The following is a 14600-nucleotide window of genomic DNA, read 5'->3' as shown; positions in this document are numbered from 1 at the left end:
TCTACCTTAGAACTCGTCTTCCCAGTCGTCGTCCTCCTCGAAGTCCATATGCATGACTTCACGAGCGGCGACCACACAACCGTTTTCGTCCCAGCCGTAATGAGAGTACAGGTCCTCAGGCTGACCGATGACCGAGAATTCGTCAGGGATACCGAGCTTCTTTAACACGAAGCCCTTGCGGGTGGTAGCGCCAACATCAGCGACCGCGGTTCCCAGACCGTTGATGATGTTGTGATCCTCAACGGTGATGATACGCCGAGTTTCGGTAATCGCCTTGGCGATGGCATCTTCATCAATCGGCTTCAGGGTGTGAATGTCCAGCACGCGCACGCTCAGACCGTCCTCCTTGGCGAGGATGTCAGCAGCTTGCAGGGCGCGCCACACGCCAGATCCGGTCGCGATAAACGTGAGGTCCGTGCCTTCTCGCAAAGTATTTGCCTTGCCAAACTCGAAAGTAGGAATCTCGTCACGGTAGACAATCTGGTCAAATCCGCGGTTCAGACGGATATAGACCGGACCCTGGTGCTCATAAGCAGCCTGTACGCAGTACGCAGCCTCCAGACCATCAGCCGGACACATGACCACCAGGTTCGCGAAACTACGCAGAATAGCGATGTCTTCGGTGACATGGTGGGTCGTACCGGCAGCCCCGAAAGACAATCCTGAGTGCGTACCAATAATCTTTACATTGAGATTCTGGTAGCAGATGTCGGTGCGGATTTGTTCGCAAGCGCGCAGGGCTGCGAACGCCCCGAACGTAGACACGAACGGTAGCAGCCCCGCTTTTGCTAACCCTGCAGCGATACCGAACATATTTTGTTCCGCGATACCTACGTTATAGAAACGCTCGGGGAACTCTTTGGCAAACACGGAAATCTTGGTGGATTTTGCCAAGTCTGCCGAAAGCCCCACGATGGTGGAGTCTTCTTTGCCCAGTTGCACCAAAGTCTGACCGTATACCTCCGCGGTGGTCAGATTAACCGCGTCAATCGAAGTGTAAGTTAATCCTCCAGCCATGTTTAGGCTCCCTTCACTAGCTCGAGTCGTTTCTGCAGGTGTCGCTTGAGAGATTCGACCGCCTTGGCATACTTTTCGTCATCAACAGCGCCGTAGTGCCAGGTGTAGTCGCCTTCCATGTAGTCGATGCCTTCGCCCTTCACCGTGTCCATCAGCAGCATGGTGGGCTTACCCTTGATAGTGCGCGCCCGATCAAAAGCGTCGACCAAATCGGGTATCGAGTTACCTTTGACCTCAATGACTTCCCAGTTGAAAGCGCGCCATTTGTCCGCGAAAGGCTCCAGACCCATGACATCGGCAGTCATGCCGTCAATCATGGCGTGGTTGACATCTACGATGCCTACCAGGTTGTCTACCTTAAACTGACCGGCGCTCATAGCGGCCTCCCAGATGGAGCCCTCGTTGCATTCACCGTCTCCCATCAGGCAATAAGTACGCCATTCTTTGCCAAGCTGACGTGCCCCGAGTGCCATGCCCACAGCCAGAGACAGACCGTGACCCAGCGAACCTGTAGAAACTTCCAGACCGGGAACCTTGCCCGCATCCAAGTGAATGCCCAGGTGCGAGAGGATATGCGAATAGGTCGGCAGCCAATCCTTGGGGAAACACCCCAAGTCGGCGAGGACCGGTCCCATCCCCACACCGATGTGCCCCTTGGAGAGCACGAAACGGTCGCGATCAGGGTCGTCCATCTTGTCGGCGCTGAAGTTCATCTCGTGATGATACAGAACCGTCAGTACATCCATGGAGCTCATGGCACCGCCAATGTGACCGCCACCTGCCCAATTCACCGTATCGAGGGTGAGCAGACGCAGCCGATTAGCGGTTTCTTCGAGTTCCTTGTGTTCTTTAGCCGATAAAGCCATCTTTCCTCCTTTGCTTAGGCTTGAGCCAGAATCTCACGTGACTTGTTTTTCACTACGCCCATCGCTTCGTCAGCCACGTCTGCGATGAAGTCGATGTCCTTGTCGGTGAGAGCCGTGTTCGTGAAGTGGTTGTGGTGGTTCGTCATGAACACGCCACGCTTCACGCATTCACCCACGAAGGCCTGGTGCAGCAGCAGGTTGGGGTCTGCTTTGTCTTCGAGACCTCTGATTTGGTGGAAGAACAGGGCAGGTTCGCCACTGAAGCGGTAATCAAAGCCGTGATGCTTGGCAATCTCGGTCAGGCGCTCAATGATTTTCACGCCGTGGTCGTGGCAAATCTTTGGCGCATCGATTTCACGCATCTTGGTGATACAGGCGATAGCCGCTGCCATCGGCGGGGCACTCATCCAGTATGAACCGGTACACATCACGGAGGCGGCAGCGTCCTTGAGGGACTCGATACCGGTCACTGCCGAGATATTGTGTCCGTTGGCGATAGCCTTGCAGAAGCACTCCAAATCGGCTTTGAAACCGTAGTGGTAGTCGGAACCCTTCATATCCAGGCGCCACCCGCAGCGCACATCGTCAACGATGAGCACGATGCCTTCGCGATCGCAGATAGAACGAATCTTGTTCCAGTAGCCAGCCGGTGGCAAGATGCTGTCCTCAAAGACCGGATGGTGGTACGGGGTGGCGATAAAGGCGGCAATCTCGCCCTTGTATTCAGCCGCGAGACGTTCCACCGCGGCGGTGTCGCCCCAATCCACCAGCAGTTTGTCCTCGACTTCTTTCTTGCCTACGCCGGGGGCGCCCCAGCCTTGGGTCCATCCAATCACGCCGTGGTAGCCGCCATTGACAGCGATGAACTTATCCCGTCCGGTGGCGGCGCGCGCCACCATCAGGGCGTAGTTTGTGGCGTCTCCACCGTTCTTGGCAAAGAACGCCCAGTCTGCCATATCTACTGTGTCCACCATCAGTTCTGCCAGATTGACCATGAGAGTGCCGGGCTGCACTGCACAGTTTAGAATCTTTGCCTGTTCCGCAGCGGCCTTGTCCACGTCGGGGTCGTTGTAGCCCAGAACCATCGGACCGTAAGCGCACATCAGGTCAACGTATTTGTTGCCGTCCACATCCCAGAAGTAGGCACCTTGTGCTTTCGAGGCGAATAGGGGGTAAGCGCTGATAGGCATGAAACAGCCTTCCGCCGGTCCCAAGTGCCCGTAGACGCCACCGGGAATGACCTCAACTGCGCGCTCGTACCATTCGTGGCTCTTGGTGTGTTCGTAAGTTTTCATCATTTTGTATAGTCCTTCCTCACGCGCGTTTTCTAGCTCAAGTAGAACGGCACCATGCCGAGGATCTTGTTCATGTTGTCCAACAGGGGAACATATCCGCCCAACTTAATCAGCTCACGACCGATAGCGGGATAGGACGCGAGCTCGCCGCGCAGGACCTGACCGGTGGTATCCAAATCAGAAAAGACCATAAAGGCGTGACGTCCGTTGGGGCCTGCGGCCTTGGGCGCATCGCCGTCGACGATGCGCGCGTGATGGTCATTGATAACCATGGTCAAAGCGGGACCGTTGGCAATCTTTAGTCCGATGGTGCCGTCGCGCATTCCTTTGGCGACCTGGATACCCTTGGGGTCCTGGTTGGCAATCTCCGCCATCGCATAGACCGCGACGTGCAGGGTCAGCAGGGAGTTGATTCTGGCGAACTCGGGGTCCTGCAGCAGTTGGGGGGTCGGCCGCAAGTAATAGGAAAGCCGGTCCGTAATCTCGGTGAACGTACCTGTTAGATACTTCAGTTTGGTGAAGCCCTTGAGTGGTACCGGAATCCCTTTGCCGTCGAACATTTTGTTGACCATGCTCGGCACGGGGAAACCCAAGCTGATATCAGCCGGTCCGCCACCGGGGAAGAACTCAATTTTGCCGTCGCCCAGTTTGAGCCGGACTGAACCGACGTTCGCTGCCTTGAATTGTAAGGTCAGCGGGACATGTTCCAAGAGCTGTTTCGACTTGGGATCGAGCTCTGGGAGCTTCTCGAGTGTACGCAAAACTGCCCTAAGATTGACGGCAGCCATAGCAGTTTGATTCATAAACCCACCTCGTCGTGTGTTTTGTGTTTACTTGGCAAATGCAATTATAGTGTGGAACCTGTTATTTGTGCAGCGGTTTTCCCGAGTGTTTTTCGTTATTTAACCCAAACTGCTCCCTTATTTTTGATACCGGGAGGTCCGGCGGAGATACCGAATTCGTTCCCGGAGATTTGCCGGCTAAAATGGGCGCGTACCCTCCCGCTGAAAACATGAGAAAACGTGGGATTACGAAAAGCAACACCAATAAGGAGCACAAGTGGCATCAACGATGGATTCAGTAATATCTTTGGCGAAACGCCGCGGTTTTGTTTACCCCTGTGGTGACATTTATGGCGGGACGCGCGCGGCGTGGGATTACGGTCCCCTTGGTGTGGAGCTAAAGGAAAACATCAAAAAGGCCTGGTGGAACTATATGGTACGTTCCCGCGAAGATGTGGTGGGTCTGGACTCCTCGGTGATTTTGCCCCCGAAAGTGTGGGACGCTTCCGGTCACCTCAAGGCTTTTACTGATCCCCTCATTGAATGTCTCAGCTGTCACAAGCGTCTGCGTGAGGACGACTTGCAAGAAGAGTACGCCGAGAAACACGGCGTTGAGAACCCAGACGATGTCAGTATGGATGACGTACCCTGCCCGAACTGTGGCGTAAAAGGTAAATGGACGGAGCCTCGGGCGTTCTCGGGACTGCTTAAGACCTATCTGGGACCGGTGGATGACGAATCCGGTTTGCACTTCCTACGCCCGGAAACGGCTCAGGGCATCTTTATCAACTTTGCCAATGTGATGACGACTGCCCGCAAGCGTCCACCCTTCGGTATCGGTCAGATTGGTAAGTCTTTCCGCAACGAAATCACTCCGGGCAACTTTATCTTCCGCACTCGTGAGTTTGAACAAATGGAGCTGGAGTTCTTTGTGGAACCCGGTACCGACGAAGAATGGCATCAATACTGGATTGATCACCGCTTTGAGTGGTACACCGACCTGGGTATTAAGCCGGAAAACCTGCGGTTGTATGAGCACCCGAAAGAGAAGCTCTCGCACTATTCCAAGCGTACGGTAGACATCGAGTACGCCTTCGGCTTTGAAAACTCCAAGTGGGGTGAGCTGGAGGGTATCGCCAACCGTACTGACTATGACCTGGGCGTACATATGAAGGCTAGTGGTCAGAAACTTGATTATTATGACCAGGCCAACGATAAGCGTTGGGTTCCCTACGTTATTGAGCCTTCTGCCGGTCTGACCCGCTCCCTGATGGCTTTCCTAATCGAGGCCTACACCGAGGACGAAGCCCCGAACACCAAGGGTGGGGTAGACAAACGGACCGTGCTGCGTCTCGATCCGCGCTTGAGCCCGGTGAAAGTGGCGGTGCTGCCGCTGTCGCGTAAGGACGAACTGCCCGAAATCGCCCACAATATCGCTGCTGAGCTGCGTAAGCACTGGAATGTGGAATATGACGATGCGGGTGCGGTGGGGCGCCGCTACCGTCGCCAAGACGAAATTGGTACGCCCTACTGCGTCACGGTGGATTTTGATTCTCTGGAGGACCAAGCCGTGACGGTGCGTGAACGAGACACCATGACCCAGGAACGCATTGGGCGGGATAATCTGCTCGCGTATCTGCGTGATCGTCTGCCGACTTGCTAGTGTTGCGGCGAGTCTCTTCCACGACAGAAATACCGGTCGGAGGCGTTTTTGGCTCCACAGTATCCACAGTGTAAATATCCGCCCCTGCGAATTGGTGGGGTGGAGTTTGTGACCCCCATTGCGCTAGCGCCAATGGCAGGGGTGACGAATGCACCGTTTCGTGATTTATGCGCGGCATTTTCCCGCCAAGGTTTGCCGTCTGAGTCTGATAGCTCGCTTCGTCGTGACGGCGAAACGGGGGCGTTTCGTAGCGTTGAGGGCATGTTCGTCAACGAAATGATTACCGCGAAAGCGCTCATGATGAACTCGACTCGCTCGTGGGTCATGGCGCAATCCGGTCCGGGGCAAACTGTTCGAGTGCTGCAGCTTTACGGAGTAGTGGGAGCTGATTTGGCCTGGGCGGCTCGTGAACTAATTGCCCGGGATCTGGTGGATGTCATTGATTTGAATTTTGGTTGCCCGGTCCCCAAGGTCACCCGCAAGGGTGGGGGAGCCGCTCTGCCGTGGAAGACCGCGTATTTTGGCGACCTCATCGGTCAGGTGGTTCAGGCGGCGCAGGAGTCATCGCAGGCAGCCCGACGCGAGGTCGAGGTGCCGGTAACCGTAAAAATCCGGGTCGGAATTGACGAAAGTCATGAAACAATGCTGGACGCGGGACGGGCAGCACAGGACGCGGGAGCAGCCGCGCTCACGTTGCACGCCCGCACCACGAATCAGTATTATTCCGGGCACTCTGATTGGTCGCGGATAGGTCAGCTGGTCAACACGCTGGATATTCCGGTGTTGGGCAACGGCGACGTGTTTTCTGCCTCAGACGCACTGGAAATGTTTGCGCAAACGGGGTGCGCAGGTATCGAGATTGGTCGGGCTGTGCAAGGTCGTCCCTGGATTTTTCGTGAAATCACGGCAGCTCTGTGGGGTCAGCCGATTCCCGCGGGTCCGACTTTGGGGGAAATCGTCGAGGTCATTCGCGCTCACGCCTGTGGCTTAGTGGAACATTTCGGTAATGAAAAAGCGGCGCTGCGGGATATGCGTAAACATGTGGGATGGTACCTGCGAGGTTTCCACCTGGGCGGGGATACTCGCGCGGAACTCACTCGCGTCGAGACGTTGGATGACCTGGAGAGACGTCTGTACGACCTTTTGCAAACGCTCGACCCCAACACCCCTTACCCCGAGGCGGCGCAGGGCAAACACGGACGTTCGCGCGCTCAGCGTCATGTCAAACTACCCGAAGGCTGGCTCGACACCCGCGAAATCGACGCGGCGGCGACCAAAGCCCTGCACCTGGCAGCAGACGATTTCGATGACCCTTACGCCAAATCAGAAGCGGAACCGTACCCAGCGGTTAGGCTTGATAAGTGAGTGAAATTGGAGCATATCCCCGGGAGGTACACGAACGTTTTGTTACGGAGACCCACAAGCGGGGTAACCGCACGGACTTTGAGCGTGATCGGGCGCGAATCTTGCATTCCTCGGCGCTGCGCCGCCTGGGTGAAAAAACTCAGGTTTTGGGACCGATTGCCAATGATTTTTCACGGACGCGCCTGACACATTCCCTAGAAGTTGCCCAGGTAGGGCGCGAACTCGGTAAGGGACTGGGCTGTGACCCGGACGTGGTCGATGCCGCTTGCCTGGCGCACGACTTGGGGCATCCACCTTTTGGGCATTCCGGAGAACGGGTGCTCAATGACTTGGCTAAAGATATTGGCGGGTTTGAAGGCAATGCTCAGACGTTGCGCTTGGTTACCCGCCTAGAGCCGAAAGTTATCGGTTCACAAGGGCAGTGGGTGGGGTTGAACCTGACTCGTGCCACTCTCGATGCCATCGCGAAATATCCCTGGCTGCGGGGGGAGGGACCGCACGGTGCGGATTCCCCCAAGTTTGGGGTCTATGCCGAAGACCGGGAGGTCTTTCAATGGCTGCGGCTTGGCGCTCCCGATAATCATCGCTGTATAGAGGCTCAAGTAATGGACCTCGCTGATGATATTGGTTACTCAGTCCATGATGTCGAGGATGCTGTTGCCCTAGGATCAGCCAACTTGGGTGATTTGGAAAATGAAGAAACCTTTGTTGACGTGGTTGACATAACGAGGCGTTGGTACGCGGGGTCGTTCGGTCCGGGCAAGTTCAGCGCAGACGACTTAGCGGCAGCTCATGAAAGGCTGCGGCAAATGCCTTTCTGGCTCACCGAGCCAGTGTCGGATTACCGTTCCCAAGCCACTCTGAAAGATATGACGTCACAGCTCATCGGGCGCTTTGCGCTAGCCTGTCATGACGCTACCCGCCAACGATACGGAGACCGTCCCCTGGTGCGTTACGACGCGGACGTAATCGTGCCTCCTGAAACTCAAGCAGAAATACTCCTGTTGAAAGGCATTGCCGTGTACTATGTCATGGCTCCGCGCGAAACGACTCATGACCACCTCAGTCAGAAACAAATTCTCTCCGACCTGGTGTGGGCACTATTGGAACAGGAAGCTACGGGGCAGCGTGTCTTGCAAGAGCCTTACCGCGCCGAGTGGCTGCGCGCGGAAGAACATCATTTGGGTCGAGATGCGGGTCGTCTCCGGGCGGTAATAGACCAGGTAGCGAGCTTGACTGACCTGTCGGCAGGCGCTTGGCATGCGCGTTTGGTGGGGATGATTACACAACCTGTCTGACCTAAAACTTAGGCTAGTATGATTGCATGGTTTCCAAGTTCGACCCCGAGGACCTGCAAAAGGTCCGTGATATTCCCATAGAGTCGGTGGTCAGCGACTATGTGAGCCTGCAGCGCAAAGGCAGTTCACTGCTGGGCTTGTGCCCATTCCATGACGAAAAAACAGCATCTTTTAGCGTGACGCCGGTACGAAACATGTGGCATTGTTTCGGCTGCTCTCAAGGTGGGGACACCATTGATTTTGTGCAGCTCATCGAAGGGTTGACGTTTCCCGAGGCGGTCGAATTTTTAGCCGCGAGAGCCGGCATCACGATGCATTACGTGGAAGGCGCGGCTATTACGAAAGAGCGCGTGGAGCCGGGAACTCGACAGCGATTGCTGGAATGCAATCGGGTCGCCCAGGATTTTTTTGTGTCTCAACTTGTGTCTCCGGAGGCGCAGCGAGCGAGGGATTTTGTCGAGGGGCGAGCTTTCACCTCCCAGGATGCTGCTCATTTTGGGATGGGCTACGCGCCGCCGGGCTGGAACAACCTCACCGATTACTTACGTTCGAAAGGCTTTACTGACCAGGAAATTGTGACGGTCGGTCTGGGCAAACCGGGACAGCGCGGGATTTATGACGTGTTTCGCGACCGTGTCATGTGGCCTATCAAAGATGTAACCGGGGCAGTTTTAGGCTTTGGCGGACGGCGTTTGGATGATTCAGATCCGCAAGTCCCGAAATACATCAATACCCCAGAATCCCCGATTTATCACAAATCTTCCGTGCTCTACGGACTGGATTTGGCGCGACCGAACATCGGGAAAGAGCGGCGCTGTGTCATCGTCGAGGGCTATACCGACGTGATGGCGGCGCATTTGTCCGGAATCACCACCGCGGTCGCGACCTGCGGTACGGCATTTACGGACGAACATGCCAAACAGATTCGTCGGTTTATCGGGACTTCTGCGGATAGCGCTTCGTCTTTGAAACTCCCTGGAGGTCTGCCCCCGCGCGGCGGTGAGGTCATCTTCACTTTTGACGGTGACGCTGCCGGACAAGCCGCAGCCCTCAAAGCTTTCCGTACTGACCAGGACTTTGCCTCTCAGGCTTTTGTGGCGGTGGCTGACGATGGCTTAGATCCCTGTGATTTACGGATGCAGCGCGGACCGGGAGCCGTACGGGACCTGATTGAGGGTCGCAAACCACTGTTCGATTTCGTGTTGAAAACCATCATCTCGAAATACGACTTAGATAGCCCCGCGGCTCGCATCGAGGCTATGCGTGCCACCGCTCCGGTGCTGGCAGAAATTCGTGACAAGGCATTGCGAACTGAATATGTGAAACAGGTCAGCGGTTGGCTGGGGGTTAATGTCAGAGACACTTGGTACACAGTGAATGAAGTGTGGCGAAGGATTCGCTCCCAACAGCGCGCCAGCAGCGCTAGCAGTTCTCAGCCAGGGGGACTCGGGGGACCCGGCAATGCCGCGGGTGGTTCTGAAAAAAGCGCCAACCTGGGAAATCTGACCGGGTCAGACGCGTCCGGCAGCCCACAGGTGATTCCGCAAACTCGGCTGGACCCGGCGGTAAACACTGACCCGGTGTGGCGAGTCGAACGTGACGTGCTGATAGCAGCTTTACAGTTTCCGGGTTTCGCAGCCCAGACCGCTTTCGACACCCTGGATCCGCAGAGCTTCACCCAACCCACATTGCGAGCCATTTTTGAAGTCATCGCGGCGGTGGGCGGTGCGGGGGAATATCGGCGTCTCGCGGAGGTCGCTCAAGCAGCGGGAGAACCCCATCCGGGAAACGTGGCTCTAAACCGGTGGGCGGCGGCAGTGAAAGCCCAGGCTGGATCCGTTTTAGTGGGAGCGTTGACGAACCTGGTGACTCGTCCGGCTCCTCTCTATGAAGCGAATCAGTCCGCGGAAGAAACTCGCATCGCGGCGGAATCTTGGGTGCAAAACGCCGTAGAATCCATGGAACGCAAGGGTCTGAACGCTCAAATTGCCAGTCTGAAAGCTCAGTTGCGACGTCTCGATTCCAATTCCCCGGAAAAGGCGGAAGTATTTGGCAAACTCATCAATCTGGAAAATCGGATGCGCGAACTGAACCCCGAATTCTGAACTGTTATGTCTCTGTACGGTCGGGTTAGAAAAATTTGCGCCCTCACATAACGTTTCGCCACGAGCCGAAATATCTCAAAGTTAGGGAAAATCGGGGAGGCAACCTAAAAACCAGATGCCGGATAGCGCAGTTCGAGCTGTGCCAACGGCAGTTGTCCCGGTGCGGACTGTGGACCTCCTACGGTGACGAAAGTACCCCAGTTACCCAGTTGCGGACCTGCTAGGCGAGTAGGCTGACCCAGCGCGCCCATCCCAATCAAAATCGTGGGTCGGTGAGTGAGCAGGAAAGTGGTCTTCCCGCCCTTTTGAAGGTTTGCTAGCTGTTGTGGGGTTTGCGGCGAAAAAGCTGCTTTGGACACGTCTGCTCCCAAATTGAGTTGATAAATGAGCAGGTCGCTGACTTCTTTTTCGCTGTTCGGGGAAGGCTCCCAACAGTGACGGGACAAAATAACGCCCGTACCGTTGCCGTGTATGTTGCGCAACAAACTGGTCAAACGTTTCTCATTGTCCTCTTGGACGTGGGGATTCTCGGCCGCGGCGGTGGCTTGTTCCGCGGTCATGCCTAGGTAGGGATAGTTTGACTCGACATCCACCCAGTCAGCGCACTTCGCGGCTTGTGCCACGAGGCTTTCATAGACTTCCGCAGTAATCGAGACGTGCCCGCCTTCGGTCCGGAAAGTCGCTAAAATCGGGCGTTTTACCTGTTCGCGAGCTTGTCGCAAGAGATTTTCGATTTCGGCAAAGTCACGTTTTGTACCTTGAAAAGATCCACGGGACAGCCACACCCCATCCAGACGAATCTCGACCAGTTCGACTCGTGGATGCATATCGCGGATGAGCCGGTCATAGCCCAGCATCCCCGGATTCACCGAGGTAATAAACGTGGGGCGACGCCAATCCGCAAATAAATCAGACATGATTCTACTTTAGCCTTTCGCTACGCTGCTCGAAGAGCGGGAACGTTTTTTCTTTAGTCAGACTTGCGAAAATCGAAGCATAGCACAACGGTCTGCAGACCCGGAATTCTCCGGTTTAAAGCCTTATAAAAAAGGCGCTGCAGCCGGAGCGTTAGAATCAAATCGCACAAAAGCACCAGAGCAAGGGGGCAACAGTGACCGATTTTTTCTATGCTGACATCTTGCCGCACGGCGAAGACACCTATACCTACCGCAAGCTGACATCCGAGGGGGTTAGCGAAGTCGAGGGACCGGATGGCACCAAATTCTTGAAAGTTTCCCCCGAAGCACTGACTCTCCTGTCTGAGACAGCTTTCCACGACATTTCCCACTACCTGCGCACCGCTCATCTTCAACAGCTGCGCAAGATTCTCGATGACCCGGAGGCGTCGGGCAACGACAAGTTCGTAGCGATGGACCTGCTGCGCAATGCCAACATCGCGGCAGCGGGGGTCTTGCCCATGTGCCAGGACACGGGTACTGCCATCATCAAGGGAGAACGCGGTCAACGCGTGCTGACACCCGGTCCGGATGAAGAAGCGCTGTCCCGTGGGGTTTACAACGCCTACACGAAACTGAACCTGCGCTATTCCCAAAACAGCCCCCTGTCCATGTATGAGGAAAAGAACACCGGGTGCAACCTCCCGGCGCAGGTGGAGTTATATGCTGAGACCGCCCCAGGACACGAAGCAGAGTACCGTTTCCTGTTCATGGCCAAAGGTGGCGGTTCAGCCAACAAGTCCTACCTCTACCAGATGACCAAGGCGATTCTTGATCCCGAACATATGATGCAGTTCCTGGAGGAAAAGATTCGTTCCCTCGGCACCGCCGCCTGCCCGCCCTATCACTTGGCAATCGTCATTGGTGGCACTTCCGCGGAATACACGCTCAAGACCGCGAAGTACGCTTCGGCGCACTACCTGGACGGCTTGCCCACTCACGGCGGCGAACAGGCGCAAGGGTTCCGTGACTTCGAGATGGAGGAACAAGTCCTGGATATGACCCGCCACATGGGCATCGGTGCTCAGTTCGGCGGCAAGTATTTCTGTCACGACGTGCGGGTGGTGCGTCTGCCGCGCCATGGTGCCTCTCTGCCGGTAGCAATCGCAGTCTCTTGCTCAGCAGACCGGCAGTGCGTGGCAAAGATTAACAAGGATGGAGTGTTCATCGAAGCTCTGGACACCGATCCGGGACGCTTCATGCCCGACCCCACAGCCGCGGAACTCGGCGGGGACGAAGCGGTGAAGATTGACTTGAACCGCCCGATGAAGGACGTCCTCGCCGAACTCACCAAATACCCCATCAAGACGCGGCTTTCCCTGACCGGAACCCTCATCGTGGCTCGTGACATCGCCCACGCGAAACTCCGCGACCGTCTGGAAAAGGAAGGGGACTTGCCTCAGTACTTCAAAGACCACCCGGTATATTACGCAGGACCGGCGAAAACTCCGGAAGGAATGCCCTCCGGATCATTCGGTCCGACCACGGCTTCACGTATGGATCCCTACGTGGACTTGTTCCAAGCTCACGGTGGCTCGATGATTATGCTGGCCAAGGGCAATCGTGGTCAGGTCGTAACCGATGCTTGTCGCAAACACGGTGGTTTTTACCTTGGTTCTATCGGCGGTCCCGCCGCGGAGCTGGCAGCTCATTCCATTAAGAAGGTCGAGGTTCTGGAGTACCCCGAGCTGGGGATGGAGGCCGTGTGGAAGATTGACGTCGAGGACTTCCCGGCTTTCATCGTAGTGGACGATAAGGGCAACAATTTCTTTGAGGGCTTGGACAAGGTCGTGCTCACCTTGAAAGTGCCGCCAAAGAAGTAGTCATTAGCGATTTGTTTCCGGGCGGGCGTCTCGAAGGGAGTTCTCTGCGGGATGCCCGCGCCCTATAGCTGTTGGTGGAATTGGTTTACGGAACAGACTGGTGCTGAACAATACACCCAACACCTGAACGCGCTTCACGCGAAAATCCGGGGCTAAATACACTGATAAAAACAACTTCCATGCGGTACACTTTGTATCGTCCAACTCATGAACCCATGAGCTGTGTGTACAACGAGGTATTCGCGGAGGGTTTTAAGATGATTATTGGTGTACCCAAGGAAATTATGAACGGTGAAGACCGTGTGGCTGCCACTCCCGAAACGGTGGCGGATATGGTCGGCAAAGGCTTAACCGTTCTGGTCGAAACAGGTGCCGGGGAAGGGTCCTTCTTCCATGACCCGGAGTATGTCTCTGCAGGCGCAGAGATGGTTAGTGACCCGGAGGAAATCTACCAGAGAGCGGACCTGATTTTGAAAGTTAAGGAACCGCTGTTTAACGAGGCTAAAGGGCGTTCCGAAGTCTCGATGATGCATAAAGGTCAATACTTGATTACCTTTATTCACCCGGCGGCTCCACCCAATCACGAGATGGTCAAGGAGATGGCGGCGCAGGGTGTCATTTCGCTGACTTTGGATGGTGTGCCGCGTATTTCTCGGGCGCAAAACTTGGACGCCCTGACTTCGATGAGTACCTGTGCCGGGTACAAAGGTATCCTGTTGGCGGCGAACTATCAGCCGTCCTTCATGCCCCTGATTCACAGTGCTATCGGGCGGATTGATCCGCTGAAGGTGCTGGTCGTCGGGGTGGGCGTGGGCGGTTTGCAAGCCCTGGCTACCGCGAAGCGTTTAGGTGCGGTGGTGTACGCGGCGGATATTCGCCCGATGGCATCCGAACAGGCCACTTCTCTGGGTGCCAAGCCGGTAGAACTCGGGGTGGATCCTGAAAAGGCTATCGGTGAAGGCGGCTATGCCCAGGCTCTGCCGGAAGATGAACTGGTCAAGGAACGTGCCGCTCTGGCACAGGTCATTCCGGATATGGACATTATCTTCGCTTCGGCGCTGGTGCCGGGTCATTTGGCACCACGGCTGATTACCGAGGACATGGTGAAAACTATGAAGCCCGGTTCAGTTATCGTGGATATTTCTATTGACCAAGGCGGTAACTGTGAAATTACGCCTCCGGGAAAGGTGGAAGTCAAGCACCATGTCACCCTGGTGGGGATTAAGAACATCCCCGGTATGCTGCCGAAGAGCTCGACTTTCATGTTTGCCAAGAACATTGCCAACTTCGTGGACTTCCTGGTGAAGGACGGTCAAATCGTCCTGGATCGTAGCGATGAAATTATTGCCAAGACCCTCACGACTATCGACGGAGAAATTGTTCACGTCGGTGCGCGCGAGGCGATGGGCCTGGCATAGCCTGACTCGAGA

General features: G+C 55.7%; 11 protein-coding genes. 6 read left to right on the top strand and 5 right to left on the bottom strand.

Annotation, left to right across the window (positions count from 1 at the left end; translation table 11 throughout):
* Positions 1 to 6 precede the first annotated feature (6 nt).
* Genes HMPREF0574_RS08060 through HMPREF0574_RS08045 form a run of 4 tightly spaced genes read right to left on the bottom strand, consistent with a single transcriptional unit; the run spans position 7 to position 3981 of the window.
* Complete coding sequence (locus HMPREF0574_RS08060; RefSeq protein ID WP_004008241.1) at positions 7 to 1017, bottom strand: transketolase family protein; 1011 nt, start codon at positions 1015 to 1017, stop codon at positions 7 to 9.
* Between the two features lie 2 nt (positions 1018 to 1019).
* The gene (locus tag HMPREF0574_RS08055; RefSeq protein ID WP_004008240.1) at positions 1020 to 1883 is read right to left on the bottom strand and encodes a transketolase; all 864 of its coding nucleotides are present in this window, start codon (positions 1881 to 1883) and stop codon (positions 1020 to 1022) included.
* Positions 1884 to 1897: 14 nt separating this feature from the next.
* Positions 1898 to 3181, bottom strand: coding sequence for an aminotransferase class III-fold pyridoxal phosphate-dependent enzyme (locus HMPREF0574_RS08050; RefSeq protein WP_004008239.1), 1284 nt, complete (start codon positions 3179 to 3181; stop codon positions 1898 to 1900).
* 29 nt (positions 3182 to 3210) lie between these two features.
* Positions 3211 to 3981 carry a hypothetical protein gene (locus tag HMPREF0574_RS08045; protein WP_004008238.1) on the bottom strand — a complete coding sequence of 257 codons (771 nt, stop codon included), beginning with the start codon at positions 3979 to 3981 and terminating at the stop codon, positions 3211 to 3213.
* Between the two features lie 256 nt (positions 3982 to 4237).
* Between HMPREF0574_RS08045 and HMPREF0574_RS08040 the strand changes: the two genes are divergently transcribed.
* From HMPREF0574_RS08040 to dnaG, 4 genes are read left to right on the top strand one after another with little or no spacing between them, the layout of a single operon-like run.
* Positions 4238 to 5623 carry a glycine--tRNA ligase gene (locus HMPREF0574_RS08040; protein WP_004008237.1) on the top strand — a complete coding sequence of 462 codons (1386 nt, stop codon included), beginning with the start codon at positions 4238 to 4240 and terminating at the stop codon, positions 5621 to 5623.
* 48 nt (positions 5624 to 5671) lie between these two features.
* Positions 5672 to 6988: a tRNA dihydrouridine synthase DusB gene (dusB, locus tag HMPREF0574_RS08035; RefSeq protein ID WP_004008236.1), complete on the top strand. Its 1317-nt coding sequence runs from the start codon at positions 5672 to 5674 to the stop codon at positions 6986 to 6988.
* A complete protein-coding gene (locus HMPREF0574_RS08030; RefSeq protein WP_004008235.1) occupies positions 6985 to 8286 on the top strand; it encodes a deoxyguanosinetriphosphate triphosphohydrolase in 1302 nt (433 codons plus the stop codon). The genes dusB and HMPREF0574_RS08030 overlap by 4 nt, the downstream gene beginning before the upstream one ends.
* A 26-nt stretch (positions 8287 to 8312) precedes the next feature.
* A complete protein-coding gene (gene dnaG / locus HMPREF0574_RS08025; RefSeq protein WP_004008234.1) occupies positions 8313 to 10391 on the top strand; it encodes a DNA primase in 2079 nt (692 codons plus the stop codon).
* A 104-nt stretch (positions 10392 to 10495) separates the two neighbouring features.
* Here dnaG and HMPREF0574_RS08020 read toward each other — a convergent pair whose 3' ends face one another.
* A complete protein-coding gene (locus HMPREF0574_RS08020) occupies positions 10496 to 11308 on the bottom strand; it encodes a type I 3-dehydroquinate dehydratase (protein ID WP_236585923.1) in 813 nt (270 codons plus the stop codon).
* A gap of 194 nt (positions 11309 to 11502) precedes the next feature.
* On the opposite strand from HMPREF0574_RS08020, the gene HMPREF0574_RS08015 reads away from it, so the two are divergent.
* Both HMPREF0574_RS08015 and HMPREF0574_RS08010 read left to right on the top strand, forming a co-directional pair.
* A complete protein-coding gene (locus HMPREF0574_RS08015; protein WP_004008232.1) occupies positions 11503 to 13170 on the top strand; it encodes a fumarate hydratase in 1668 nt (555 codons plus the stop codon).
* Between the two features lie 179 nt (positions 13171 to 13349).
* Positions 13350 to 14588 (top strand): NAD(P) transhydrogenase subunit alpha, encoded by a 1239-nt coding sequence (locus HMPREF0574_RS08010; RefSeq protein WP_236585922.1) that lies wholly within the window; start codon positions 13350 to 13352, stop codon positions 14586 to 14588.
* Positions 14589 to 14600 lie beyond the last annotated feature (12 nt).

Origin of the sequence: Mobiluncus curtisii subsp. curtisii ATCC 35241 (genome assembly GCF_000146285.1) — a bacterium.
Taxonomy (GTDB): domain Bacteria; phylum Actinomycetota; class Actinomycetes; order Actinomycetales; family Actinomycetaceae; genus Mobiluncus; species Mobiluncus curtisii.
This window is presented reverse-complemented; position numbering and strand designations above follow the sequence as displayed.